Raw genomic sequence first — 25,462 nt, forward strand, 5'->3', positions numbered from 1 at the left:
AGAGGCGCGTATTAAAAGGTAGATATTCGATGGAGCTCCACCTGCCTATAAGGGCACATATTCTAACGTAGATTTGAAACGCTGACAGCGTTGACTTTAAATGAAAATGTCTAAGCGGAAGGATTTTTTTTAGAATTAACACGAGGACTCAGTGTTGACTCCCAGAATACCTAGCTTTGCCGCCCACAGAGAGCGTGTATGAAAATCTTTAATAATAATGTGTGATCACACTATTCGTGGGGGTTAAGCACTGTTGAAGTGTAAGCAAAGGTGTTTTACGTGCTGTAAACGTCCTTTGCTGCACCGGTTTTAGCGATAACTTCTCTGTTGATTGATAAATATTAGGTTCGGACTTCTACATCGCCATCAACATATACCCAAAAACCGTTTTCTTTTCTGAAATTAGACTTCTCATACAAGGTGCCGGTTTGGTCTTCAGTTTCAAACTCAGCTTCAAACTCAACCGTACCCACGTCATCATTGCGGTTTCCTTGCGTAGTCTCTAAAATTTTCAGACCTGTCCAGTTAGTATATTTAACTTGATCAGCAAGAATTTCTGCATCATTGGGGCCTTGTTTTTCAGGCGCTGTCGTATCGATCAGGTAGTCGATAGCGCCCAATGCAAATGCACAATAGCGTGAGCGCATTAGAGCTTCGGCTGTTGGGGCAGGTTTTTGGCCTTGCACAATAGGGTCACAACAATAGATAAATGGCTTGTTGGAACCACAAGGACATGGTTTTTGCATCGCTTCCTGATGATGAGACATGGGTGAACCCTTAACAGTGAAATGTTAATCTGCATGACAGAGAGTTTATACAACGTATATTAGTACTTCTATGACGCTAAATCTCGCTCTAGCGATCAGATCTGCTGTTTTTTCAAGGATATTTTTATGGCACAAGCACCATTAACCTTTTTTTGGCACGATTATGAGACGTTTGGTGTAGATCCAAAACGGGATTGGCCGGTGCAGTTTGCCGGTGTTCGTACTGATGAGCACCTTAATATTATTGAAGAGCCGGTGATGTTCTATTGTAAGCCGAGCGATGATCAGTTACCTCACCCTGACGCCTGTTTAGTAACCGGTATTACACCGCAAAAAGCGATGGAAGAGGGTGTTTGTGAGGCTGATTTTTTTGCGCAAATTATAGAGCAGTTAGGGCGGCCGGGTACCTGTGGTGTAGGTTATAACAGCATTCGATTTGATGATGAAGTGACCCGTTATGGTCTGTATCGCAACTTTTATGATCCTTATGCCCGCGAGTGGCAAAATGGCTGCTCCCGGTGGGATATTATCGACATGCTGCGGTTAACCCGCTCTCTTAGGCCTGAGGGTATCAATTGGCCGGTATATGAAGATGGCTCCCCCAGCTTACGTTTAGAAGATTTAACGAAAGCCAACCAGATCGATCATGGTCATGCCCATGATGCCCTGTCTGATGTTTATGCAACGATCGCGATGGCTAAATTGGTACGCGAAAAGCAACCTAAGCTGTTTGACTACCTACAAAAAAATCGATCGAAACAGGCAATTCAAGCACAACTTGATCCGATTAGTCATAAACCGGTGCTGCATATCTCATCACGCTACCCAGTTCAGCACGGGAATGCGGCCATTGTTGCCCCTTTAGCGACACACCCTGTTAATAAAAATGGGATTTTAGTGTGGGATCTACGTTATAGCCCTGAGCCGCTGATGCGCCTGCCAGTGGAGGAGATCCGCCGGCTGCTCTATACCAAACATACGGAATTGAACGAGAATGACCCGAAGATCGCTTTGAAACAGGTGCATATTAATAAGTGCCCGATTATCGCGCCAGCGGGCATGCTGAATAAGGAAGAGGCAGCAAAATTAGAGATCGATGGTGATACTTGCCGTACTCATCTGCAAATGTTGCGAAGTTTTACTGATCTTTCTAGCAAGATTGCCGATATCTATAGTGAGAGTCCATTTGAGAGTGAAAGTGATCCAGACATGATGTTATACAGTGGGGGCTTTTTCTCACCCACGGATCGTAAGCTGATGGATCAAGTGCGCATGGCGAGCCCGAGTGAATTAGCAGAGATTGATCTGCCGTTTCAGGATGCTCGGCTTGAAGAGATGTTACTGCGCTATAAAGCGCGCAACTGTCCCGCTGTGCTAACCCATGAAGAGCAGATGCAATGGGAAGGGTATCGTCGAGACAAGTTAATTAAAGGCGAAAACGGTCATTTGACGATGGAGCGGTTTTATCAACGATTGAACGAGCTTTATTCCGAGCATGATCAAGATGAGAACAAAAAGCATATACTTGAAGAACTATCGGTTTACGCAGAGGCGATTTATCCATTGGAAGAGGCGTTTGATGAAGCCTACTAGTTGGCTTACTCCTATTTTATTGACGAGCTCTATGGTTATCTCCCCTTGGGGACACACCAAGGAGGAGTTTATCTCGTCTTTAGAATATAAAGTAACGCCCCCCAGTGGAGACTATTACGGTACGGTAAAGGGTGAAACGGCGTATAAAAATTGGCGTCGTGGGGCATTTGATAAAGAGCGGATGGTCGAGGTTGAACCTAAAGAGTTACCCAGTAATCTGCCTCCGCCTGCGGTTATCCCGTTTGCGGAATCGATGCTCAGTGAGGTGAGTGGAGGGGAGTTCAGCAATCCTGCGTTAACCGGTGAAGATAAGGTGTTCTTGCAAATTAGTCGGGATGAGCAAAAGGCGCGCTGTGTGCTCTTAGGGCAGCGTTGTGAAGCTTTCCTTAAGCCGGATGATACGGACTCCGTTTACGCTCGCCCGATTGAGCTGCAAAAGAAAAACAGAAAAATTATCACCCCTGATGAGAAATAAGAGGCGTTGTTAGCCCCCCTTATTTCTGCCGTGTCCTTAATGATTAAGCCTCAGGTACATTGACCCCTTCAGCTTTAAGTCGATTAAACAGCGTGCTGGCTGTATTGGGTTTGCTTGGCGTGGTTTGGGTGAACTTTTTACCGGTATTGCTAACCACTATGCTTCGCGATTGTAGCGCTGTAAAGCAGCGAGCGAGGTCGTCTAATGTAATCTTTTCTACCGCAGCGGCGAGACGTTCACGGGTGTCAAAATCGGTTTCCTGCCAATCCAGTTCACGCCAGTAACGCTTAGTTTGTGCTGATAACTTATTATCCTTGCGTGTAATACGAGAGATCACACTGCGTTTAAACTGGGACAATTCCTCAGCGCTCACATTAAGTAGTTCCTCATTCCAGCGGGCAAGAAACTGATCAATGTTTTTCTCTAGGGTTGTGGCGTTTGCTATAGGAGATTGAACAATAAAGGCGATGCCGGGGGTTTTGTTCATCTGTAGCGGCGTGGCGAAAACAATATAACCTAACTGCTTTTCAGTTCTTATATCGTTATAGAACGGCGAGGCGAGCACTTCAGTTAACAACGCTATTTCGGCCCGAGTTTTTACACTATTAGATTCGCCTTGTAGCAACATTGAAATGGCTGAGTCGTTGTGATTGATCTCAAGGGTCTCTTTTATGCGCGGACCTTTAGGGATCTGTGTGGCTTGAATAGGCGTGACCGCTTGGGTATTTGCTTTTAAAAGCTGAGCTTTAATCGTTGCACCCATTGCTAACGCTGTGGTGTTGTCAATATTGCCGTGGGTCAGTACTTTCAGGCGAGGCGCAGCGGTGAGTTGGGCTGCAAAGGTTTTAAGCGCCTCAAGGTCAACCTGTTGAAGTGCTCGGGTTTGGCTAGCGTTATCCCATTGGGGGAGCAATAGCTCATATAGTCGATTGGTTGTTTGGTTATAGGGCTTGTCTTTGAGCGCATTAGCCAAACGGTCTGCGTAGGTTTTCTTGAAGATTTCAAAACGCGCAGGCTGAAAGTCAGGTGCCTGAATAGCTGCGATTACTTTGTTTAAGAGCAGATCCAGTTTGTCGTTATAGCCGGACAGACGGACAGTGAAACCCTTCATATGTGGGTATATTTGCGTGCTTAGCCCTGCTAATGATGCGTCATACAATGTTTCATTTAATTGCTCCTGTAGGAGCTCTGTATATAGCTTGTTCATTACCCAGTTTTCAGGGGATGCGTTGGCGACAGGGGTTTGCAGTGTGAAATATAGATCCGCTTGAGGAATGTTAAAGCGTGTTTCAGTCTTGTGCCAAAGGCTAAAGCCGTCGGCTGCATCGATCTTGTGTGGAACGTCCACTGCAGGCTGTGATGTTAATAGCTCAAGGTTTTCAGCAATAAAGGGGTTGTTTGCTCTAACCGTCATAGTTGGGTCAATGGTATTGACCTTAAGGCGAGCTAACATCTCTGTGCTGAAAGGGATTTCGGTATAAGGAACATGGTAATAGTGTTCAACTTTACCTTTCTGCTCGCGGTTAGACTTTAAGCTGAGCAGCATGTTGTCTGGGGTTAAGTGCGCTAAGAAACGGTGGGTGAGTTCGGAATCATAGTTATCAAAAAGGTAGTTAGCGGAAATGGCCAACTCAGTGGGGAAACGTTGCATTTGGCTGGCTAAGCTGCTGACAAGATGGATAGGTTCAGCTTCTTCCTGAAAACGAAAAGCGATCTCGCTTAACTGTTTCTCCTCTTGATAAAGGGAGGCTTGAACCCCTTGTTTTTTGAGGAGTTCGATATATTGAAAGACTGCTTGAGTGACATCAAGATAGTCGTTTTCACCCTGCTCTGTGAGCTGGATGTTTATCATAATGCTTGATTCAGTGGGTAGGTCGTGCCCTTGTGAGGCGGACAAGCCCGTTGCCCAGCCTTTCTCTTTAAGGTAAGAGAGCAGGCTGCCTTTGCCCTCATAGCCGAGTAAGCTGCTGATGTAATAAATAGGCTTTGCTTTCCAGTGGCTGCGGTTTTCAGGTGTTGGAAACGTCAGTGTTAATGAATGAATATCTTTAACCGTTTGAATATTTACTTGTAGCGGCAGTTTGGATTTATCAAACAGCGGTGCATCAGTTGAAAATTCAGCCGCGTTTCTATTTTTAACCGATGAGAATTTACTGCGTACGAGTGCGTCTAATTGCTCGATAGGTTCTTTGCCAAGCACAACTAAGGTCATCACATTAGCTGAGTAGTATTGGTTGTAGAAATCGATCAATTCGTTACGAATGGGACGTTTTTCATCATTATGCAGGGTCTCTAAGTTGCCTACTGCAAAATGGTTGTAGCTGTTTTCTTGGTTCATTACCTGCTTTATCGCGGCATAGCTGCGGCGATAATCGTCTTTTATTTTCGCTTTGTATTCGGAGTGAACCGCATGGCGTTCACGATCTACATATTTCTCATTAAAAAGCGGCGCAATGAAAAATTGCGCAAAGCGATCGAGCGCAGGCTCTAAACTGTCCGAGGTCACATCAAAGAAGTAATTGGTGTTCTCTTGTGAGGTATATGCGTTATGGCCACCCCCATGGGATCGAATATAGTTTTGGTATTCATCCGCTTCAGGGTATTTCTCAGTACCTAAAAACAGCATGTGTTCCAAAAAGTGCGCAAGGCCTGCGCGATCTTTTGGGTTTGCACTGGACCCCACCGCCACATTCATGGACGCCGCTGCTTTGTCTGTTTCTGGGTCTGAGATGAGGAGTACCCGCAGTTGGTTGTCTAAGGTGATCGCTGAGTATTGTTTGGGGTCGATAGGGCTTTTTTTGACCGCAGCATAGATATTTGATGAGCACAGCACACAACCTATAAGTACAACGATAAAGGTGGCTTGTACCCGGTTAATTGAAGCTAACAACATATAACAGCGCCTTATATTACTTACACTAAAGAAAGAAATGAGTTACAGCTAAAACTAAGTGACCAAGAATAGCGCCTAGGGTTCCCAGTGGAAAGTAGGTTTTTCTGCAGCGACGCTTATCGCAATGGTATTCATAGCCGCCAGTGTTACAATCATTAAAACTATTTTCGTTCAGCTTGCAGGAAGGATGCTATGAACAAAGAGAAGGTCATCTTCGCATTTTTCATCGTCTTGGCGTTAACTCTTAATTTTGGCTTTTTTATTGGCGATCTTACTGATCCCGCCCATCATAATGTATTTGAATTTTTTGCCGCACTGGTTGTAAGCCTGATCTGTACGGTGATTAAATTTGGTGACCGTACTCACTTAGGTGCGCTGATGTTAGCGACCTCCCTCGTTGTTGATCTACAGCTTATTGTTGCTGCGGGTATTTGGGGATATGCAGAGCATATTAGCGGTACAGGAATGGACCCATCGACGATGTCGAGCATTATTTCGCTGAGTGGCGGCGCGTTACTCGCCAATATTATTTCAGTGGTCTTGCTGGTGGTTGAAACGGCTTTACTGCGTCGTTAATGGTGTTTACGTTTAATGGTGGCGTTGAGTATTCACGATGAATAATGTGATCTACCTTTTTTTGCGGCGCTTAAAAACGCCGCTGATTACGATGATCGTGGTGTACTCCATATCGATCTTAGGCTTTGTGTTAGTTCCAGGCCAAGATGATCAAGGCAATGTTTACCATATGGATTTTTTCCATGCGGTGTATTTTGTCTCTTTTATGGGCTCCACGATTGGCTTTGGTGAGATCCCTTACGCGTTTACTGCTGCCCAGCGCATGTGGACGTTATTCTGTATCTATGCAACGGTTATCTCTTGGTTATACGGCATAGGTACGGCACTGGCCCTGTTACAAGAGCCTATATTTGGTCGCATGCTTCGTCGCCGCTCATTTACGTCCACTGTAAAAAAGATGAATGAGCCTTTCTACTTAATCTGTGGCTATGGTGTGACAGGGCGGGTTGTTGTTCGTCAGTTGGTGAAGCGAGATGTTCGGGTTGTGGTATTGGATATTGAACCCGATCGGATTGATGAGTTAGAAATGGATGACCTTTCCATCTCAGTGCCGGCTCTGTGTGCCGATGCCTCTCTGCCTGATCTTTTAGATGCGGCAGGATTACAGCATGAGAAATGTATCGGGGTAATGGCGCTGACGAATGATGACCACGTTAACCTCTCTATAGCGATCGCCAGCAAACTATTAAGCCCTGATCGTATGGTTATTAGCCGTACTGAGTCGGATATAACAACCTCTAACTTACATTCGTTTGGGACTGATTTAGTGGTCGATCCGTTCCGCACGTATGCGCAATATCTCTCTTTAGCCGCGCATGAGCCGTATATGCACCTGGTCTATGACTGGATACATAACCCTTTTCATCGACCGCTATCCAGTGTGTATCAACGTACAAAAGGGCGTTGGATTATCTGTGGTCATGGCCGGTTTGGGCGCGCACTCTATCGGGCGTTTGATGAGGGCGAGGTTGACCTGACGGTAGTGGATGTAGATGCGGTAAGTATCGAGGATATTCCGCATCAGGTAACGGGCGTTGGGACGGAAGCGAGTACTTTGCTGGAAGCGGGTGTGATGGATGCGGTTGGTATTGTCGCCGGTACCCCTAATGATGCCGATAACCTATCGATTATCATGACCGCACGGGAGCTGAATCCAAAAATTTTGACGGTTGTTAGGCAGAATATTCATGAAAACAGCTTAGTTTTTAAAAATAGCCGCGCCGATTTTGTGATGGAGCAGGGGCGCATTATTGCTAACCGTGTTCTGGCTCACCTCAAATCGCCGTTAGTTCCTATATTCATTGAAGAGATGCAAAACCGTTACGACGATGTATGGGCGCATACATTAATTAACCGTATGAGCAGTGTGGTTGGCCAAAATGAATTAGATTGTTGGGCCTTTGTGGTTGGCGAAGAGGAAACGCCGGCGTTGATTGAGGCGTCACAACAAGGGATTGAGTTGAAGTTATCGCTGTTTTTTAAAGACCCCCATGATCGAAAACGAAATTTACACGCGTTTCCTTTAATGCTTCGTCGGGGCGAGCTGGTTGATATGTTGCCGGGTGAACTGGACATTATTCAGCCGGGAGACGAGATTTTAGTCTGTGGGCTAAATAAAGCGAACAAACGTATGCAGTGGACGGTTAATAACTATAATGTGCTGCACTACATTTTAACGGGGAACGACGCCAATAATAATCTTCTGTCTCGGTTTCTACTAAAATATTTTTAACGGTGTGAGGCGTTTCTTCTGGCTTACTTTCTTCTGGTTTTAACCACGCTTTTTTGGGCGGGTAACTTTGTTTTGGCCCGTGCGTTTTCGGTTGATATTCCCCCTATAACGTTAGCGTTTATTCGTTGGTGTTGTGCGCTACTGATACTCCTGCCGTTTGCACTCCCTGCGATCTACCGACACCGTAAGTCTATTATTAGGTCTTGGCCGATCTTAGTGTTTTTAGGGGTGTTGAGTGTAGGAAGTTTTAACACACTAGCGTACATAGGGTTGCAATCAACTACGGCTTTAAATGGGACGTTAATGCAATCAACCATGCCGATTATGATTCTGCTGTTAAGTGCTATTTTTCTACGTGAGCCTGCCTCACGTAAACAATGGTTCGGGGTGAGCCTTTCTCTTGTAGGTGTACTATTATTAGTGTGTCAGGGACAGCTCGCTGTATTAAAAACGCTCAATTTTAATGTGGGCGACCTATGGATTATAACGGCGATGTTCATCTGGGGGGGCTACAGTGTTGCTCTGCGGTGGAAGCCAAAAGAGATGACGGGTTTTGCTTTTTTCTCAGTCACACTTATTGTTGGGATTATCTGTTTAGCACCCGCTTCGTGGTTAGAGATGCAGAATCAAGCACCGATTGTATGGAATCGTGATCTCTATTTATTAATCGCGTATTTGGCTGTTTTTCCCTCTATACTGTCCTATCTTTTTTGGAATTATGGCGTTGAAAAACTGAGTGCTCAACGTGCAGGCTTATTTATCCATTTAGTGCCTTTATGGGGCATGTTGCTTTCGGTTATGTTTTTAGGGGAGCAGGTTAAAACTTTTCATTTATGGGGTATGGCATTAATATTCAGTGGAATCTATTTCGCTGTACTATCCGGCAATTCATCATCAAACAAACAACAAGCTTAGGAGACACGATGCGGACATTTTTTATCACACTGATGGCGGTATTTTTTATTACGCTTCCACTGGCAGAAACGGCAGATGCAAAACGCTTAGGTGGCGGTTCATCTTTTGGTAAAAGTTTTTTCTCACCTAAAAAATCGCAATCTGCACCTGCTCAAAAGCAGTCGTCGGCAACAAATAGTCAAAACAAAGCGGCGGGGACAGCGCCTAAACGTGGCGGGTTTGGCGGCATGATGGCCGGTCTGCTAGCGGGTGGTTTGTTTGGTGCGTTGCTGTTTGGTGGTGCTTTTGATGGCATTCAGTTTATGGATCTTTTATTGATCGCGGGTGTGATTTTTATCATTTATAAAATTATGTCTATGCGTAAAGCGGCGCAGCCACAGTCGTCACCTTATGCGCAGGGGGCACAGCAATATGAGATTAACCCCCATGAGACTATGATGGCGCGTGATGCATCGCCCGACGTAGATAAAGAGTTTAAGCCTATGCCCTCCTTTAATTCGGGCTGGGGTGAGTCGAGTGATATTAAACTACCGGCTTGGTTTAACCAGACGGCATTTTTAGCAGGCGCGCAAGAGCACTTTGTTAACCTACAAAAAGCGTGGGATAACTCTAATTGGGATGAGATACAAACGTATACAGCGCCCGAAATGTATAACTTGTTAAAAGAAGAGCGGGCTAAACATCCTGAAAACCAGACAACTGAAGTGGTTTCGGTGATGGCTGAAATAGCAAACTTTATCGAAGAAAAAGATGAAGCGATCGTGAGTGTAAACTTTTACGGTTGGCTGAAAGAAAATACAGATGAAGCAACCGAGTTTAATGAAACCTGGCACTTGTCACGTGATATGCGCCAACCGAACTCTGATTGGTTTATTGTAGGTATTCAGCAGAACTAATGGGTGTAACTGGATAGCAAAAAGCCAAAGCGTTTGCTTTGGCTTTTTTTATGCTTTGAAGACCGTTTTATTCTTCATGGTCCCGAATAAAGGTCCAGTTATCACCCTCAGACATGCTATCGGCAAAACGGTACCCTTCTAAATCAAAGGCTTTTAGCTGCTCGGGGTCTTTGATTTTGTTTTGAATGATGTAGCGCGTCATTAATCCGCGTGCTTTTTTGGCATAAAAGCTAATCATCTTATATTGACCATTTTTCCAATCTTTAAACGCCGGTGTAATGATGCGGCCTTGAATATTTTTCTCTTTCGCTGCTTTGTAATACTCGTTGGAAGCAAGGTTCACTAGAACGGGTGTCTCGTTGCTGGCTAAGGTTTGGTTTAAATCATCGCAGAGGGTTGTTCCCCAAAACTCATACAAGTTTTTTCCCCGTCTATTGCTGAGCTTTGTACCCATCTCAAGTCGATAGGGCTGCATAAGGTCTAGCGGTTTCAATACGCCGTAGAGGCCCGATAAAATACGGAGATGATCTTGGGCAAACTGAAGATCTTCTTCGCTAAGGGATTCGGCATCAAGCCCGGTATAGACATCGCCTTTAAACGCTAATATGGCTTGTTTAGCGTTATCAAAGGTGAATTCAGGCTGCCAAGACTCATAACGTGCGACGTTTAAACTGGCGAGCTTGTCGCTTAGTTTCATTAACTCAGCAATATCTTGTACCGATAGCTTTTTTAGTGCGTCAATGAGTTGCTGTGATTGATCAACAAAACGGGGGAGCGTATGGCTATTGGTGATAGGTGCAGTTTCGTAATCAAGGGTTTTTGCCGGCGATATCACAATTAGCATAGGAATAAGTCTGTATTAGATGAAAAGATAATGGAGATGATAACCTTCAACACGCATACAAAAAAGGTCATTTTTTAGAGGGCTTTTATGCACTGCTTGTTTGTGGATGGCTTTAACGCAACATGGCATCCAGTTCATCAACCAACTCAGACCATTCCGAATCGTCTTTGAGCGACGCACTTAAAAAATCAGACTGACTTTTTGACCAAAAACTAGCCGCAGCTAATAACTGGTCATCGTCATCAATTTTGTGAGTCTCGATAAATTGGGTAATCTCATCATGACTATGGGGTAAGCCGAGTTGCTGAAAAAGTACTGATAAATCATGTTCAGGTGTGTACATTGCAACCTCTACGTAGATGGTTATCTTATAAGTAAAACGTTTATCTATTACTTAGCTTAATAACAGTGTTGTTTAGGGGCTATGCGCTGTCAAAAATCACTCGTTTATTGCATCTCTGCGTTGTCGTTAACGCTCGTTTCTTTTCTGCTTTTATGGAGGGTATGGGCAACAATACATAAGAGGGTGCCGGTACAAACTAACAGTGCAGGTATCAGTGCGTTATCAAACTTACCGATGATTTTCATGGTGGCGCCTGAGAACAGCAAACCGCCGAAAAGACATAACACACCGGACATAATCGCGGTGACTATGTTGCCTATACTTCTATCTTGCTCACGATAGATATACCAGCCCGAACTTGAAAGTACTGCCGCAAGCGTAACCCAAGATGCGATTGATTCAGTCATAAGTATCTCGAAAATATTATTATTGTTTGATCCTTTTTAGCACTTTTGTTCCCGTGATGTCATCACGACATTAGATTATAGGGGAATGCTGAGGGATTGGGCGAAATCGATAGGATTTTTCGGTATTATATTCGCCATTCAAATGGTTTAACTGCCATGCTGCCAAAATAAAGAGTATTTCAGGCAGATTCAGGTGTAAGAGACGATAATTAAATGGAAAAGAAAACGGTTTTAACGGGTATCACAACAACAGGTACGCCGCATATTGGTAATTATTTAGGTGCAATCAAGCCCGCTATTGATTTGAGCCACGGTGATACCTACAACAACTTTTATTTTCTAGCTGATTATCACGCGTTAATTAAGTGTCACGACCCGGAGCGTGTCGCTCAATCTACGCGTGAGATTGCGGCAACATGGCTGGCGTTGGGGTTAGATACAGATAGAGCAACCTTCTATCGTCAAACGGATGTGCCTGAAATCACCGAGCTTACATGGATTTTGACCTGTATGTGCTCAAAAGGGCTGATGAACCGAGCGCACGCCTACAAAGCCTCGGTAGATGCAAACCGTGATGCGGGTAATGCCGATCTTGATGATGGCGTAACCATGGGCCTATTTAGTTACCCTATATTGATGGCCGCGGATATTCTTATGTTTAATGCGGACCTGATTCCCGTTGGTAAAGATCAGATTCAGCATATTGAGATGGCGCGTGATGTGGCCGGTCGTTTTAATCATACCTACCGCCCGCTCTTTACTCAGCCTGAAGCGGTTGTTGACGAGCAGACTCAGCTTATCCCAGGGCTGGATGGTCGTAAAATGTCCAAAAGCTACACCAACACTATTCCTTTGTTTAGCTCTGCGGATGAGTTGTATAAATTGATCAAGCAGATCAAAACAGATACCCGTACACCGGGGGAACCGAAAGACCCTGATAACAGTACTATCTTTCAGCTGTATAGCTGCTTTGCGAATGAGCAAGAGCGTTTGGCGATGCGCCAGCAGTTTGAGAATGGTATTGGTTGGGGCGATGCGAAGAAAGAGCTGTTTGAGTTTTTAGACAGTAAGTTGTCAGCACCACGGGTGCTCTATAACGAGCTTATGAATGACCTTGGTAGCGTTGAAGAGGTTTTGCTTAAAGGTGCTGAGAAGGCGCGTGGGGTTGCAGCGCCGATGATGGAACAGGTCCGTATTGCTGCGGGTATTCGCCCATTAACGTATGTGGCCGAAGAAAAATCTGAAGAAAAACAGAAAAAAGAGAAATCTGCTGATGCGATAGCGCGCGCTGAAGAGGGACGTCGTCGAGGCATTCTTATGCAGTTGAAACCGTTGTTAGCACAGGTTGAGGCTGCTGATGATAAAGCATCGGTTGCGCAAACGATTGTTGCTGAGAAAATAGCTGAAGTGGAAGGCTTAAAGAAAAAAGCAAAACAGAAGGCACAAAACGAGCTGGATATTTTGCAGGAAGAGCTGGCGACGTACCTTTAATCGCGGGTCAAAAACGGGGTAGGGAATATGTATAGCACGATCATTAGCGCGCATGACTTACAAGAGAGCCTGTCTTCGGGTTGGGTTGTTTTTGATTGTCGTTTTAGTTTGGCGGATACGAATGCCGGTCAGGCCGCGTATGATGCTGGGCATATTCCTGGGGCTGTTTACCTTCATTTAGATCATGACCTTTCATCCGAGATTACGCCAGAGAGTGGCCGTCACCCGTTACCGGATATGGCACAGCTGGCCACACGATTTGCTGAGGCAGGCGTCTCTGGTCAGACGCAAGTTGTTGTTTATGATGACTGTGGCGGCGCAATGGCCGCCCGTGCTTGGTGGTTACTCGGTTGTTTAGGACATAAAAATGTTGCTGTTTTAGATGGCGGTTATCCCGCATGGTTGGGCGCAGGAGGTGAAGAAAGCCAGTCTGTGGAACCGCAGGTCGAAGGCGATTTTTCTGGCAGCTGCCAATCAAGCTGTTATCTGACCGTTCGGCAGTTACAAACTGAACTTGCTCAAGCGTCGATCTGTTTGGTCGATGCCCGAGGGGGTGAGCGCTTCCGGGGTGACGTTGAACCGATAGACCCTGTGGCGGGTCATATTCCTGGTGCGGTTAATCGTCCTCTTACAGATAATCTTGACCAAGGTGTGTTCAAGTCCCCTGATTGTTTACGGGATGAGTGGCTGGCTGTTATCGGAGATGTCGCGCCTAAACAGACTGTTCATATGTGTGGTTCAGGTATTACGGCATGCCATAATCAGCTAGCCATGACGATTGCCGGGTTAAAAGGTAGTCGTATTTACGCGGGTTCATGGAGTGAGTGGATTCGAGACCCCCAACGTCCTGTTGCAACCGGTTAGTGATGTAGATTTACCATTCCGACGTTTCTATCAGTCCCCGCAACCAGCTACAGGCAGGGTCATGGTGGCAGTGGGCGTGCCAGTAAAGTCTGTGCTCTACCTCCGGTAACTGGATCTCTTCCGGTAAGTTTTTATAAGTTAGGGCTCTCCCTTGTATCAACTGTTGGGCAATCACTTCTGGCATAGCAACGATGAGGTCGCTCTGTTCACAGAAGTTGGCCGCCACCTCAAAACTAGGCAAAACTGCTGTCACATGGCGCGACCTATCTAAGCGCTGCAAACTCCGATCAATGAAGGTGGTTCCCTTTCCTGTTAGCGCGGTGTAACCGTGGTTCGAGGCTAAATAGCGTTCTAAGGTGAGTGCCTGTTCTGCGAGAGGATTTGAACACCGCATCAAGCAAACCATCTGCGAGCCTTTTGATAACGGCTTCATATAAAACTGATCCAACCCTCTGTCAGGCATCAAGCCGCTCATGACAAAGTGAATCTGTCCTGAGGCTAATAGATCAAACGGGTTTTCCGACTCCCCCAGTACCTCTAAACGTAAGTTAGGGGCTTGTTGGTGTAACTTTTTAAACAACATCGGCATAAAGTGTTGGACCTCTAGAGGGCCTGCATAAATCCGAATGGTTTGTTTACATAGGGCAGGATCGAACTGCTTATCCGTGAGCATTGACTCAATGTTATCGATAACGCAGTTCAGGTTGCCTGTAATTCTTTCAGCGCCCGCTGTCAGAATGTAGCCCGACTGGGTACGTGCCAGTAGTGGGTCGTTAAATATCTCCCGTAGCTTTTTTAAGTCCCGGCTCACTTTTGATTGGCTTAAGTTCAAGCGGTGCGCAGCCCGTGTGACATGCTTCTCTTCGAGCAGGGCTTGCAGTACACGTAAAAGGCTCACATTCAATGCAGCTATATTCACATTTTGCATAATTACTATTCCAATATCGCCTTTTATAAAGCTAAAAAGTTCACGTACTATCCGCCGAAACAAAGCGTTAATCTTAATGCGATTATAAATGATAATTATTATTGTTTGTACTGTAAGTGGTATTTAAATGAACTCAAGCACAAATTCAAGCATAGAAAACCTTGGTACAGATGCTGATGGGGCTGCTGTAGAAGCGGTTCCAAGCGCCGCTGATGCAGCGGTTTATTCTGAAATAGCGCAAGAGTCAGGCGATAGGGTTTCCGCACTGGACGCATCTTCTGCAGAGGTGCTTGAGGACGGGACGGCGAACACGGTCCCTTCATTGGATGTTGCAGATGGTGGATCAGTTGCCCCCCTTGATTCAGCATCAGCCCTTGATCTGCAACCGGCGACTAATACGCTGCTACCAGATACTGGACTTGATCAACTGGATTCAGTCATACAGATGTTAGACGTGGGTGGACCTGTTGTTTGGATTCTCATCGTTTTGTCGGTTGTTTCGGTCACGATTACCCTATTAAAGCTGTGGCAGTTTGCAGTGTTGCGACCTGAAAAAACTGACCTTGTGAATAAAAGTTTGGAACACTGGAAAGCTGGGAACGCCGCGTTCGCCTTGAGTGCGCTTGAGAGTGCTCGCCCGGTTCCAAGTATTGTTCGCTATGCCATGTGTGGCTTGAATGAGGGTAAAGACCCTCACATGCTAAAAGAAGAGCTAACACGACGTGCGCAAGGTTATGTACATCAACTCACGGCGCTGCTTCGTCCGCTGGAATTGATCGCTAATTTAAGCCCGTTACTGGGTTTGATGGGCACCGTATTAGGCATGATCGTGGCTTTCCAACAGATGGAGGCGGCAGGTAGTCAAGTGGATCCAGCGGTGCTGTCCGGCGGTATTTGGCAAGCGTTACTGACAACGGCTGCGGGCTTGGCTGTGGCGATCCCTGTTGCCGCAATCCATAGCTGGCTTGAGCGTAAAGCTGAGCGTTCAGCTTGGTTGTTAGATGATGCGGTCACTCAAGTATTTACCTTTTATTTTAACCCCTTAGTGGCGGTGCCTAGCGATAAAAGAGCGGATGCTGGTTGTGTTGCTTAATAACATCGCCCCTCGAAAGAAAACGATAAGCATCACCCCATTGATCGATGTGGTCTTTATTTTATTGCTGTTTTTCATGTTGTCATCCACCTTCAACCAGAAAAAACAGCTCGAAATAAAGCATGCCACCTCCGGTGTGTCGCAGTCTGAAGGGGAGGCCGTGCAGATTGTGTTGCAGCCAGAGGGTGTTGTTGAGGTTGATGGTGCTCAATACCGTGTTGGAGAGCAATCGTTTGCTCAGTTGCTTAACACGATTGCTGAAAATGACAGCCATGTTCGCTTGTCTGCTAGGGCGAGTGTCAGTGTCCAAAGTGTTGTTGAGTTAATCGACATGGGTTATCAGGCCGGTATTACCCAGCTGAATTTAAGCGAGTCTGTTGAATGATGATTTTTACGCATACTCAAAAGCCGAGCCGCCCTAAACGTCAACTCGACGACAGTATGGTTCCTGCCATTAACATCGTTTTTTTATTGCTGATCTTCTTCATGATCGCCGGCCATATCGAAGCAAGAAATGCAGATTTGCAGATCCCCGCTTCAAGTAGCGAAGGTGAGCTGGTTGCGCGAGATATAGAGATTCAGATCTTGGTGAATGGTGAATATTACCTAAACGGCCAGAAGATAGAGAAGTCATTACTGGCGTCGCTGCAAGCGTTAGCGCCTTCAGCGGAATCTGTAGTGACATGTCACATCGATCGTAACTTGCCTTTTTCTGCGTTGGACCCTGTGCTAAGCGCCATACGCCAACTGAACATTAAGCGGCTGCAGATAGCGACTGAGCAGAGATTATGATGGCTAAAAAACAGGTATTACTCTGCCTGATTGTCGCAGTGTTTCTCCATATCGCATTAATTACCCCTTGGGTTCTGGGGGAGGAGAGTGAAGGCGCAATTGCTGAAGGACAGGATGGTTTGTTGGTCAGTGTCGGTATTGCGGGCAGCTTTACTGAGACTGCTGAAGTGCGTGATGAAATTGTCGAGAGCAGCGTGGCTGAAGCCAAAAATACCGATAAAGCTGAGGTCGAAAAGGACCAAGAACAAGAGGAAAGGGTTGAGCCGGAACCCGTTGTTGAAACGGAACCGGAGGAGCTGGTTGAAACGGTACAGGAAGACACTATCGAGCCTGAACCTATACCCACGCCTAAACCAAAACCTAAGCCGAAAAAAGAGCCAAAGAAAAAACTGAAAAAACAGCCAGAGAAGAGCACCACGACAACAAAAACGCCTCAGCCCCAAAGTGAATCCGTTAAGGACCTTAAGGCAGAAGAGGCAGATAACAGTGCAACATCAACGCCGGTTGCCACTAAAGCAACCGGTGTTGGGACGCGCGTAGAAACAGGCGGTAACCCCGCCGCAAGACAGAGCTATTTAAGCAAAGTCTTGGTACGTATTGCTCGGGTTAAACGTTACCCGCGTAGTGCACGAAAAGATGGAGCAACCGGTACGGTCGTTGTCAATTTTGTAATTCAGAAAAATGGTCGGGTAAAAAGCTCGAGAATCGTCACAAGTTCAGGTGATTCTCGTTTGGATGAAGAGGCAACAGCGATGCTTCTAAGAGCAAGTCCATTTCCGTCCATCCCTGCTGAGTTAGGTGAGGGCCCATTAGATTTGACACTGCCGATTGAATTCTCATTGAACCCAACACGTAAATTATTTTAAGGAACGAATATGTCTCAAGCCACTAAACATAAGCCCTCTAGCGTCGCACGACAGGTTGGCAGAAAGGGTGCTTTTGCCCCAGGTACTCTAGCACTGGCTATTTCAGGTACGCTGATGGCTGGCGTTGCCACTGCGGAAGAGTCAATCTCTCTGGATAAGCTGACAGTTGAAGAGTCCGTTACGCCGGACACTAACCCTTATGCGGTTCCGGGTTCGCCTTATTTAGCGGAACGTCTCTCTGATCCGCGTCGTACGCGTCCGCTTGCGGAAACACCGCAAACGATCACTGTACTAACTTCAGCTGAGTTATCCGATTCAGGCCGTACCGATCTACGTGAAATTCTAGATGGACAGCCGGGTATTACCGTAGGTACCGGCGAAAACGGTAACGCCTTTGGTGACCGTTATGTGATTCGTGGTCACGAAGCGCGCAGTGATGTGTTTGTTGATGGTATGCGTGATCCAGGTATGACGATCCGTGAAAGCTTTGCGACGGAACAGGTCGAGATCAGTAAAGGACCAAGTTCTAGCTTTGCTGGACGTGGTACAACCGGTGGTGCGGTTAACTCGGCGACTAAACGCGCAAGCTCTGAGTATGATTTCACTAAACTATCAGCAGGCATAGGTACCGATAGCCATCACCGTGTCTCTTTAGATACTAACAAAGTGATCAACTATGACACGGCGATCCGAGCTAACATTTTGCACGCACAAGAAGATGTGCCCGATCGTGCGCCAGCGGACCGTCAGCGTAAAGGTGCGGCGTTCTCTATCACCCACCAACCGAGTGATGATTTAGAAATTACCGCGGATTACTACCACTTTGAAGGTGATGATAAACCGGACCTAGGTACCTACCTTAATACCTCAGGTGACGGTAAACCTGTTGCCGGTATTCCTGTTTACCTACAAGATGAAGATTTTCTTGATTCCGAAGTGGATACCGCGACACTGCGTATAGGTTATGAAGTTAACCCAGATACCCGCATTGTTAACTTAACCCGTTATGGCACAACCGATAACGGTTATGTAACAACCGGCGCGCGTGGTACGACCGCTTACCCTACTTTGCTTGATGCAACGAACGACACAAATGGATACAGCTCGGCGACGTTAAGTACTCACCAAGGTTGGCAAGAAGTTGAGTACTTCGCTAACCAATTTAACCTGTTAATGGATCGCGAGTTAGCTGGTTTAAACCATGAGTTTGTCTTTGGCCTAGAGTATACCGATCAGCAAGTACTAAACGGGGTTTATGATAGAACCTCTGCCGGCGCTGCAAACTGTTTTGCCTCAGGTCGAGGCGGGCCGGGCGAGGCTTATTGTATTAGTGATGCCAGCGGCAATAGTGTTTCTAATGTTAATTCGCTTATGCAACGAGATATCAGTAAAGGTGATTGGGATTCCGATTGGAATATAAAAACCATCTCCCTTTCCATGATGGATACAGTGGATCTAACGGATAAGTGGACTGTGTTTGGTGGTTTACGTTATGACTACTATGACTACAAAACCACAGCTAATTATGACCCAGGTACGGGCCGTGAGTTGACGGATTTTATCAACGAAGATGGTTTCTGGAATGGTCATGTTGGGGCAAGTTATAAAATTAACCCTAAAGCGAATGTCTATGCGAGCTTCTCAACGGCGACTAACCTAAACGGTGGTGAATCGGATGTAGGTACCAGCTGTGGTTATGGCGGTATCTGTGCCGAAGGCGCTAACCCTGTGTTGGGTAACCCAGAAAAAACAGACAGCTGGGAACTCGGTACAAAATGGCGTTTTAATGATGATAAATTGCTAGCGACGGCAGCACTTTTCCGTATCACTAAAAGTGATGTTATGGAGTCCTCTAATGGTGATTCATATAGCACTGTTGGCTCATTAAATACCGGTAAAAATGAAGTAGAAGGTATCGAGCTAGGTGTTTCGGGTAACCTGACTAGTAAGCTAAGTGTTCAGGCCGGTGTCGCATTGATGAATGCTAAAGTTAAAGAATCCATCATCGAAGACAATGTGGGTAAAACGTTAGCTAACTTTGCGGATAAATCTGCCTCTTTACACCTTCGTTATCAAGCAACGCCAGCCTTTGCGTTCGGTGGTACAGCAACCTATGAAAGCGTTCGTTACACCGGTCAGCCGGATACCGCAGCGAATGAAGGAATGGGTGTACCTGAATATACTGTGTTAGATGCGTTTGCGTCCTACAAAGTAAACCGCGATATGCTACTTAGATTAAATGTAGGCAACCTTCTGGATGAAGATTACTACCTTGCTGCCTATCGTTCAGGTGCATTCACTTATATTGGTGACAAAAGGAATGTTCAGCTAACCATGGAATATAACTTCTAAAGTTAGTATCCCCCCCCTTCGGATATTTCCTTTGGCAGGGCTACCTAAGTAGCCCTGCATTTTGGTTAAAACAACGAACTTATGTATGAGTCTATTAAGATTTTAAAAACATTGAATTATATTCCACCTGACATCATGTGTGCTCAGGACTATGAATTACTGGCCCCGGACTTTATTGCGCCGGATCGCTTTGCCTATATAGCGGGTGGGAGTGGCCATGATGCTACACTGCGTCATAACCGCACGTCATTTTCTGACCTCTCTGTTGTGCCTCGGGTGCTACGTAATGTGGAGCAGGGATCTACGACGACAGATCTTTTAGGTCAGCAACTTCAACACCCCATCTTATTAGCGCCCGTTGCTTACCAAACCTTAGTTCACCCTGACGGTGAGATAGCAACCGCATATGCCGCCAGATCTACAGACAGTTGCATGGTAGCCAGTACCTTATCCTCAAAAACATTGGAGGATATTGCAGAACATGCAGGGCCTGAACGGTGGTTTCAACTTTACTTTCAACCTGATTTTAACGATACCAAAAATCTGCTTAATCGGGCGGTTGCTGTCGGCTATCGCGCGATTGTTGTCACACTCGATGCGGCTGTTCAACAGCCGAGTCGGCGTGCGTTAAGCGCCAATTTTTCATTTCCAGATGATGTTCAGGCCGCTAATTTAGTGGCTCAGGGCCCTTCAACGGCGGACCCGATTAATCCACGGCATATCTTCAAACGTTATATGCAAAACGTCCCCACGCGTGAGCAGCTAGCGTGGTTAATCGAGCAAAGCCCTGTACCTGTCTTAATCAAAGGTGTGTTGCATCAAGATGATGCGCTTGAGCTTAAAGCGCTAGGTGCGGCTGGGGTTATTGTCTCTAACCATGGGGGACGAACACTGGATGGCGTACCTGCCAGTCTGGCCATGTTGCCCTCTATTCGTGCAGCAGTGGGTGACGACTTTCCGCTTCTTTTGGATAGCGGTATTCGCTCTGGTGGTGATATTTTTAAAGCGATCGCCTTAGGGGCAGATGCGGTGCTTATTGGGCGTTTGCAAGTGTATGCCTTAAGTGTCGCCGGTGCCTTGGGCGTTGCGCATATGCTTAAGTTATTGCGTGAAGAACTCGAACTTACGATGGCGGTTGCCGGTTGCAGCAGCCTAGACGATATAAAAACGGCTGACATGAACAGGGTGTTATTAACCCCTAAGCAGGAGACAAGGTCATGTTAATTAGCATTCCTGAAGTGTTATCTAAGGGTGAAGTACAACAGATCAGAGAGCATTTAGATAAGGCCGATTGGCAAGCAGGTAGCCAGACTGCGGGCAGTATTGCGCGTCATGTAAAGCAGAATCAGCAGTTAGATGATAACCAAGAACCGGCGATCAGTTTGGGTAATCATATTGTTCGTGCACTCTCTCAGCACCCTATATTTATTTCGGCAGCGCTGCCCGATAAGATCTACCCGCCTAAATTTAATCGTTATAGCGAAAACGAAACCTATGGTGCCCACGTTGATGCGGCGTTGATGCAGATCCCTAATACTCAACAAAGTATGCGAACAGACCTATCGGCCACCCTGTTTTTGGCTGAACCCGATGAGTATGACGGGGGTGAGCTAACCATTGAAACACAATATGGCCCCCAAACGGTCAAACTTGCGGCGGGTGATATGGTGCTTTATCCGTCCACCAGTTTGCATCAAGTTGCACCCGTAAAAAGTGGGGCAAGGGTCGCCTCTTTTTTTTGGATTCAGAGCTTAATTCGCGATAGCCAGCAACGGGAAATGCTGTTTGACTTAGACCAGTCGATACAAAAACTCACGTCTGAACTCGGTCAAACCCATAACGAGGTTGTAAATCTCAGCGGGGTTTATCACAACCTCCTGCGCCAGTGGGCTACACCCGCTTAACTTTTTATTCTTTTGTAGGTTCTTTTACGATGCGTATTCGATACAACTTTATCTCATCCCTTTTAACGCTGTCTTTGCTTTCAACATCGACACTGGCTGCGGAACTTATGGTCTATTCATCCCGTAATGCCAGTTATATCAAACCCCTGTTTAATGCGTATGCACTGGAAACCGGTGTTGCGGTGAATTACCTTGTGGCACCAGCATCGACCCTGATTTCACGAATCGAAAGCGAAACAAAAAACACGGATGGGAATGTTAAACCCGCAGACCTTATGATTGCTGCGGGTGCGGAGTCCTTCTGGATGGCGTCTGAAAAAGGCTTATTAGCCCCCCTTGAATCAAGCACGTTATCGGAAAATGTACCCGCCCATCTTACATCACCAAAACGGGACTGGTTTGGCTTTGCCAGCAGAGCGCGCACGATTGTGTACAACCCCGCGACGGTTAAGGCTAGCGAGCTGAGTAGTTACAGCGACTTAGCTGCGCCTAAATGGAAAGGTAAGCTCTGCCTATTAACCGCCCAATCCGCCTATACCCAAGCGTTTGTTGCGATGCTAGCTAAGCATGAAGGGGGTGAAAAAACAGCACAGGTGATACGTGGCTGGGTTGATAATTTAGCGGTGGCTCCCTTTGCCGAAGATATGCAGGTGCTTGAGGCGATTAACCAAGGTCGTTGTGATGTGGGTATTGTGAATTCTTATTACTTTATACGGTTTAAAAGACAGGTACCGAAGACGAAGCTAACCCTGTTTTGGGCCGATCAAAAGGGTATGGGCACCCATGTCAATATCACAGGCGCGGCGGTCATTGCTAATGCGCCGAATAAAACCCAAGCGATCGACTTTTTAGAGTGGCTAACCACTAAAGAGCCACAAGTGACCTATGCCAAACTCAGTATGGAATACCCCGCTAACCCTGATGTTTACCCCGCACGGGAAGTCGCAAGGTTAGGAAAATTCACTGTGGATAACACCAACCTATCGGCAATAGGCCAGCACCTAAGCAATGCACAACAACTAATGAAGGACGCAGGCTACCAATAAAATGTTGTAGGCGAGCCCTTCTATACTGAATAAAAGCCCGTTATGGGCTTTTATTCGTTTTAGCGCTAGCATATTTTCTCCGGTCGCCCTTTATGTAAAGATAGGTCGATCGTTCTATATGTTTCCTTATGGAATAAAAGACCCTGCTAAGGACAGCTAATGCTATTCAACCCCCTGCGTTGTTATCTTTAACTCTTATTATATCTTTAGCTGTTATGAGCCTCATCAAAATTAGACATAAACGATGAATTGTTGGAAATTTATTTGCGATCGACCGTGTCCTCCCACGGTTATCGGGTAAACATTTAATAAGCGTGTCAGTGTAAACGTGCGCGAAACCGCAGGCTATTTAGAAGCGAAGGAGATAGTTTGAATACCAACTGGAAACCGAAAGCATGGATCGCCATTCTCTTAGGGGGCGTCCTGCAAGCGTTTACATTTTTATACTTAAATAGACCGCGGTTGTTCGGGTTTTATTTCCTGGGGACCTGCGTTATTTCTATGATTGATTGGAAGTATCAGACTTTCTTTGTCGCTGCCTTTTCATTGCTCTGCCCGCTGCATGCCTATTTTTTAGTTAAGCATTTTGAGCCGTCTAGTGCGCGTGGTTGGTACTCTAAAGGGTGGGGTGTTCTCGCTGTTTATATGGCCGTTGTTATTAGCGTTATTCTATTTCGCTCATTTTTGTACGAGCCATTCGCGTTTCCTTCTACGTCAATGCAACCTACCCTGCAACAAGGTAACCACCTCATTGTTAAAAAGCTAGGCTACCGAACCTATGGAACCTACGGGGTTCATTTAACAAGGCAGGATATAGCCTCACCCGAGTTAATGCAGCGTGGTAAATTATATGCATTTTATCCTCCCCATAAAGATGTGCCTTTTGTTAAGCGATTAATGGCGCTTCCGGGGGATCGTATCGCTATTCAAGGGAATAATATCCGTGTGAACGGCTCTATATTAGCCTCTAAACTGTTATATGAAACGGATCAGTTAACGGTTTATGAGGAGATGCAAGATGGCTCTATCTATTTAATACAGCGGTTAAAAGGGTTCCCTTCGAACGATATGGGAGAGAGAGTCGTGCCTGAGAACAGCTACTTCTTTATGGGCGATAACCGAGATAATTCAGCCGATAGTCGATTTTGGGGCGATGTCGCCAGTGATAGCATTATTGGGGAGGTGATCTATGTTCTTAAATAATCGCCCGATAAAGCGTCAATTGGGGCGTGTATGGAGATCATCTTAGCTAACGCGTAGAGGCCGAAGGTTGCAGTTTATCGCTCAGGACGCGCTTTATTGTACTTGCCTTAAATTGCATGACTAAGAAAAACTTAGGTACCTCAGTTGTGCGTGATCGCAATTGAAGCATCGTTAGAGCTGCCTGAGGGTGGCCAGTAATCGCTATAAGCGAATAAGGTAGAGTTAATAGATGAGTGATTTGTATGCGCAACTGATTAGCGTTTTTCTTGGTTTTTTTGCCATTATGAACCCGCTGGCTAACACGGCTGCTTTTGCTGCGTTAGTCGGTGACAAAAGCAAAGCAGAACAGGTAAAAATTGCGGCAAAAGCGCTTATTATTACTTTTTTTGTGATCTTATCTTTTTCGTTACTGGGAAAGGCTATTTTCCACTTATTCGGCATCACTATTGATGCATTAAGAATAACGGGCGGTATTTTGGTGTTTATTGTGGGCTACCATATGTTGAGTGGCTATGGCTCCAAACTGCACTCTGCCGAGGGGGATGATGAAACTGATTTAGCGGTATCTCCCTTAGCTGTTCCTTTGCTTGCGGGCCCAGGTACCATCGCAACGGCTATGAACTATTCTGCGTCTGGTGGGGTGGCAGGCATACTTATCACGGTATCTGTCTTTGCCGTTTTATGCCTTATCACGTTTATCTGTTTTATTTTTAGTGCCAAAATTTTGGCCGTGATAGGTCAAAGCGGTTTAAGTATAGTGACACGGTTGATGGGGTTGATTCTGGCGGTGATTGGGACGCAAATGTTCATCTCTGGGGTTGCCGCTTTCGTCAGCACAATGAGCTAACAAACACATGAGCTAACAAACACATGAGCTAACAAACACATGAGCTAACAAAAACTTAGCGGCTGTGTGTTCAGCGTAAGTGGATAGGCTAGCGATATCCGCCTGTGTACGCCATTTTAACGCAGATCCCTCCCTATGGATTCTGCCTAAAGAGAAGATAATGAAGCAATTTTATTGCTCTACGTTGCTGTTGTTTATCGGTTTAGTGTCCTCATATTGGTTTGGCTATACGCCGGCACTACTGGGTTTGCTCTATCTGTTGGCAAGCTTGATCGCTTATTACCTTTATGCAAAAGATAAAAAAGCGGCCATCAATGGCATGTGGCGGGTACCCGAAAATACATTACACCTGTCGGCGCTCTTAGGTGGTTGGCCCGGTGCAATGGTTGCACAACAGCGGTTGCGTCATAAAACCAAGAAGACGCGTTTTAGGCTGGTGTTTTATCTGACGTTTTTGATCAATATAGGTTTTGTGCTTTGGCTGCATACGCCTGCTGGATCACAGAAATTACATACGTCGGTTTATACGCTAGAGTCTTTTGCGGGTGGTCTGTTCGGCGGTGGTCAGGTGCTCACCGTGTTGTTGCAGTTAACTCGGTTTCATGTTGTTCCGTAATGTGTCTGCCCGTTTGCAC

At 46.0% G+C, this 25,462-nt stretch carries 25 protein-coding genes; 19 read left to right on the forward strand and 6 right to left on the reverse strand.

Features of this window, described 5'->3' with window-relative positions; translation table 11 throughout:
- Positions 1-341 precede the first annotated feature (341 nt).
- Positions 342-767, reverse strand: coding sequence for a YchJ family protein (locus A3773_RS02880; RefSeq protein ID WP_067982911.1), 426 nt, complete (start codon positions 765-767; stop codon positions 342-344).
- A 126-nt stretch (positions 768-893) separates the two neighbouring features.
- Here A3773_RS02880 and sbcB point away from each other — a divergent pair, with 126 nt between their 5' ends.
- Positions 894-2,360 carry an exodeoxyribonuclease I gene (gene sbcB / locus A3773_RS02885; RefSeq protein ID WP_067982913.1) on the forward strand — a complete coding sequence of 489 codons (1,467 nt, stop codon included), beginning with the start codon at positions 894-896 and terminating at the stop codon, positions 2,358-2,360.
- Complete coding sequence (locus A3773_RS02890; RefSeq protein ID WP_067982915.1) at positions 2,347-2,835, forward strand: hypothetical protein; 489 nt, start codon at positions 2,347-2,349, stop codon at positions 2,833-2,835. The genes sbcB and A3773_RS02890 overlap by 14 nt, the downstream gene beginning before the upstream one ends.
- A gap of 43 nt (positions 2,836-2,878) precedes the next feature.
- Here the strand turns inward: A3773_RS02890 and A3773_RS02895 are convergent, their stop codons facing one another.
- On the reverse strand, positions 2,879-5,728 hold the full coding sequence (locus A3773_RS02895) for an insulinase family protein (RefSeq protein ID WP_067982917.1): 2,850 nt from the start codon (positions 5,726-5,728) through the stop codon (positions 2,879-2,881).
- A 192-nt stretch (positions 5,729-5,920) separates the two neighbouring features.
- Here A3773_RS02895 and A3773_RS02900 point away from each other — a divergent pair, with 192 nt between their 5' ends.
- Genes A3773_RS02900 through A3773_RS02915 form a run of 4 tightly spaced genes read left to right on the forward strand, consistent with a single transcriptional unit; the run spans position 5,921 to position 9,847 of the window.
- Positions 5,921-6,304: a DUF6394 family protein gene (locus A3773_RS02900; protein ID WP_067982919.1), complete on the forward strand. Its 384-nt coding sequence runs from the start codon at positions 5,921-5,923 to the stop codon at positions 6,302-6,304.
- A 37-nt stretch (positions 6,305-6,341) separates the two neighbouring features.
- Positions 6,342-8,036, forward strand: coding sequence for a potassium channel family protein (locus tag A3773_RS02905; protein WP_067982921.1), 1,695 nt, complete (start codon positions 6,342-6,344; stop codon positions 8,034-8,036).
- 18 nt (positions 8,037-8,054) lie between these two features.
- Positions 8,055-8,951: a DMT family transporter gene (locus A3773_RS02910; protein ID WP_067982922.1), complete on the forward strand. Its 897-nt coding sequence runs from the start codon at positions 8,055-8,057 to the stop codon at positions 8,949-8,951.
- An 8-nt stretch (positions 8,952-8,959) separates the two neighbouring features.
- Positions 8,960-9,847: a Tim44 domain-containing protein gene (locus tag A3773_RS02915; protein ID WP_067982925.1), complete on the forward strand. Its 888-nt coding sequence runs from the start codon at positions 8,960-8,962 to the stop codon at positions 9,845-9,847.
- A 67-nt stretch (positions 9,848-9,914) separates the two neighbouring features.
- Here A3773_RS02915 and yaaA read toward each other — a convergent pair whose 3' ends face one another.
- From yaaA to A3773_RS02930, 3 genes are all read right to left on the reverse strand, one after another.
- A complete protein-coding gene (gene yaaA, locus A3773_RS02920) occupies positions 9,915-10,691 on the reverse strand; it encodes a peroxide stress protein YaaA (protein WP_067982927.1) in 777 nt (258 codons plus the stop codon).
- Between the two features lie 112 nt (positions 10,692-10,803).
- Positions 10,804-11,034 carry a DUF2789 family protein gene (locus tag A3773_RS02925; RefSeq protein WP_067982929.1) on the reverse strand — a complete coding sequence of 77 codons (231 nt, stop codon included), beginning with the start codon at positions 11,032-11,034 and terminating at the stop codon, positions 10,804-10,806.
- A gap of 104 nt (positions 11,035-11,138) precedes the next feature.
- Complete coding sequence (locus tag A3773_RS02930; protein WP_067982931.1) at positions 11,139-11,441, reverse strand: hypothetical protein; 303 nt, start codon at positions 11,439-11,441, stop codon at positions 11,139-11,141.
- Between the two features lie 213 nt (positions 11,442-11,654).
- On the opposite strand from A3773_RS02930, the gene A3773_RS02935 reads away from it, so the two are divergent.
- Both A3773_RS02935 and A3773_RS02940 read left to right on the forward strand, forming a co-directional pair.
- On the forward strand, positions 11,655-12,932 hold the full coding sequence (locus A3773_RS02935) for a tryptophan--tRNA ligase (RefSeq protein WP_067982933.1): 1,278 nt from the start codon (positions 11,655-11,657) through the stop codon (positions 12,930-12,932).
- A 27-nt stretch (positions 12,933-12,959) separates the two neighbouring features.
- Complete coding sequence (locus tag A3773_RS02940) at positions 12,960-13,796, forward strand: sulfurtransferase (RefSeq protein ID WP_067982935.1); 837 nt, start codon at positions 12,960-12,962, stop codon at positions 13,794-13,796.
- A gap of 10 nt (positions 13,797-13,806) precedes the next feature.
- Here the strand turns inward: A3773_RS02940 and A3773_RS02945 are convergent, their stop codons facing one another.
- Positions 13,807-14,724 (reverse strand): LysR family transcriptional regulator, encoded by a 918-nt coding sequence (locus A3773_RS02945; RefSeq protein ID WP_067982937.1) that lies wholly within the window; start codon positions 14,722-14,724, stop codon positions 13,807-13,809.
- A 127-nt stretch (positions 14,725-14,851) separates the two neighbouring features.
- On the opposite strand from A3773_RS02945, the gene A3773_RS02950 reads away from it, so the two are divergent.
- The 11 genes from A3773_RS02950 to A3773_RS03000 all read left to right on the forward strand — a co-directional run bounded on the left by A3773_RS02950 (position 14,852) and on the right by A3773_RS03000 (position 25,443).
- Positions 14,852-15,817 (forward strand): MotA/TolQ/ExbB proton channel family protein, encoded by a 966-nt coding sequence (locus A3773_RS02950; RefSeq protein WP_082800531.1) that lies wholly within the window; start codon positions 14,852-14,854, stop codon positions 15,815-15,817.
- On the forward strand, positions 15,807-16,202 hold the full coding sequence (locus A3773_RS02955) for an ExbD/TolR family protein (protein WP_197462716.1): 396 nt from the start codon (positions 15,807-15,809) through the stop codon (positions 16,200-16,202). The genes A3773_RS02950 and A3773_RS02955 overlap by 11 nt, the downstream gene beginning before the upstream one ends.
- Positions 16,199-16,609 (forward strand): ExbD/TolR family protein, encoded by a 411-nt coding sequence (locus tag A3773_RS02960; protein ID WP_067982941.1) that lies wholly within the window; start codon positions 16,199-16,201, stop codon positions 16,607-16,609. The genes A3773_RS02955 and A3773_RS02960 overlap by 4 nt, the downstream gene beginning before the upstream one ends.
- Positions 16,606-17,475, forward strand: coding sequence for an energy transducer TonB (locus tag A3773_RS02965; protein ID WP_067982943.1), 870 nt, complete (start codon positions 16,606-16,608; stop codon positions 17,473-17,475). The genes A3773_RS02960 and A3773_RS02965 overlap by 4 nt, the downstream gene beginning before the upstream one ends.
- 9 nt (positions 17,476-17,484) lie before the next feature.
- Positions 17,485-19,827: a TonB-dependent receptor gene (locus A3773_RS02970; RefSeq protein ID WP_067982945.1), complete on the forward strand. Its 2,343-nt coding sequence runs from the start codon at positions 17,485-17,487 to the stop codon at positions 19,825-19,827.
- A gap of 111 nt (positions 19,828-19,938) precedes the next feature.
- Positions 19,939-21,051 carry an alpha-hydroxy acid oxidase gene (locus tag A3773_RS02975; RefSeq protein ID WP_231902131.1) on the forward strand — a complete coding sequence of 371 codons (1,113 nt, stop codon included), beginning with the start codon at positions 19,939-19,941 and terminating at the stop codon, positions 21,049-21,051.
- Positions 21,045-21,731, forward strand: a complete 687-nt coding sequence (locus A3773_RS02980) for a Fe2+-dependent dioxygenase (RefSeq protein ID WP_067982949.1) — start codon at positions 21,045-21,047, stop codon at positions 21,729-21,731. Before A3773_RS02975 ends, A3773_RS02980 begins: the two co-directional genes overlap by 7 nt.
- A 29-nt stretch (positions 21,732-21,760) precedes the next feature.
- A complete protein-coding gene (locus tag A3773_RS02985; RefSeq protein ID WP_067982951.1) occupies positions 21,761-22,777 on the forward strand; it encodes an extracellular solute-binding protein in 1,017 nt (338 codons plus the stop codon).
- 501 nt (positions 22,778-23,278) lie between these two features.
- The gene (lepB, locus tag A3773_RS02990; protein ID WP_156473426.1) at positions 23,279-23,980 is read left to right on the forward strand and encodes a signal peptidase I; all 702 of its coding nucleotides are present in this window, start codon (positions 23,279-23,281) and stop codon (positions 23,978-23,980) included.
- Between the two features lie 229 nt (positions 23,981-24,209).
- Positions 24,210-24,827: a MarC family protein gene (locus tag A3773_RS02995; protein ID WP_067982955.1), complete on the forward strand. Its 618-nt coding sequence runs from the start codon at positions 24,210-24,212 to the stop codon at positions 24,825-24,827.
- A 160-nt stretch (positions 24,828-24,987) separates the two neighbouring features.
- A complete protein-coding gene (locus A3773_RS03000; protein WP_067982958.1) occupies positions 24,988-25,443 on the forward strand; it encodes a DUF1294 domain-containing protein in 456 nt (151 codons plus the stop codon).
- The last annotated feature ends 19 nt before the right edge of the window (positions 25,444-25,462 follow it).

The sequence above is a fragment of the Neptuniibacter pectenicola genome (assembly GCF_001597735.1).
GTDB lineage: Bacteria > Pseudomonadota > Gammaproteobacteria > Pseudomonadales > Balneatricaceae > Neptuniibacter > Neptuniibacter pectenicola.

Coding starts and splice junctions, on each gene's coding strand:
- A3773_RS02970 (WP_067982945.1), top strand. CDS start 17,485: ATGTCTCAAGCCACTAAACATAAGCCCTCTAGCGTCGCACGACAGGTT.
- A3773_RS02995 (WP_067982955.1), top strand. CDS start 24,210: ATGAGTGATTTGTATGCGCAACTGATTAGCGTTTTTCTTGGTTTTTTT.
- A3773_RS02915 (WP_067982925.1), top strand. CDS start 8,960: ATGCGGACATTTTTTATCACACTGATGGCGGTATTTTTTATTACGCTT.
- A3773_RS02980 (WP_067982949.1), top strand. CDS start 21,045: ATGTTAATTAGCATTCCTGAAGTGTTATCTAAGGGTGAAGTACAACAG.
- A3773_RS02935 (WP_067982933.1), top strand. CDS start 11,655: ATGGAAAAGAAAACGGTTTTAACGGGTATCACAACAACAGGTACGCCG.
- A3773_RS03000 (WP_067982958.1), top strand. CDS start 24,988: ATGAAGCAATTTTATTGCTCTACGTTGCTGTTGTTTATCGGTTTAGTG.
- A3773_RS02900 (WP_067982919.1), top strand. CDS start 5,921: ATGAACAAAGAGAAGGTCATCTTCGCATTTTTCATCGTCTTGGCGTTA.
- A3773_RS02960 (WP_067982941.1), top strand. CDS start 16,199: ATGATGATTTTTACGCATACTCAAAAGCCGAGCCGCCCTAAACGTCAA.
- yaaA (WP_067982927.1), bottom strand. CDS start 10,691: ATGCTAATTGTGATATCGCCGGCAAAAACCCTTGATTACGAAACTGCA.
- A3773_RS02930 (WP_067982931.1), bottom strand. CDS start 11,441: ATGACTGAATCAATCGCATCTTGGGTTACGCTTGCGGCAGTACTTTCA.
- sbcB (WP_067982913.1), top strand. CDS start 894: ATGGCACAAGCACCATTAACCTTTTTTTGGCACGATTATGAGACGTTT.
- A3773_RS02895 (WP_067982917.1), bottom strand. CDS start 5,728: ATGTTGTTAGCTTCAATTAACCGGGTACAAGCCACCTTTATCGTTGTA.
- lepB (WP_156473426.1), top strand. CDS start 23,279: ATGATTGATTGGAAGTATCAGACTTTCTTTGTCGCTGCCTTTTCATTG.
- A3773_RS02890 (WP_067982915.1), top strand. CDS start 2,347: ATGAAGCCTACTAGTTGGCTTACTCCTATTTTATTGACGAGCTCTATG.
- A3773_RS02950 (WP_082800531.1), top strand. CDS start 14,852: ATGAACTCAAGCACAAATTCAAGCATAGAAAACCTTGGTACAGATGCT.
- A3773_RS02940 (WP_067982935.1), top strand. CDS start 12,960: ATGTATAGCACGATCATTAGCGCGCATGACTTACAAGAGAGCCTGTCT.
- A3773_RS02925 (WP_067982929.1), bottom strand. CDS start 11,034: ATGTACACACCTGAACATGATTTATCAGTACTTTTTCAGCAACTCGGC.
- A3773_RS02905 (WP_067982921.1), top strand. CDS start 6,342: ATGAATAATGTGATCTACCTTTTTTTGCGGCGCTTAAAAACGCCGCTG.
- A3773_RS02945 (WP_067982937.1), bottom strand. CDS start 14,724: ATGCAAAATGTGAATATAGCTGCATTGAATGTGAGCCTTTTACGTGTA.
- A3773_RS02880 (WP_067982911.1), bottom strand. CDS start 767: ATGTCTCATCATCAGGAAGCGATGCAAAAACCATGTCCTTGTGGTTCC.
- A3773_RS02965 (WP_067982943.1), top strand. CDS start 16,606: ATGATGGCTAAAAAACAGGTATTACTCTGCCTGATTGTCGCAGTGTTT.
- A3773_RS02985 (WP_067982951.1), top strand. CDS start 21,761: ATGCGTATTCGATACAACTTTATCTCATCCCTTTTAACGCTGTCTTTG.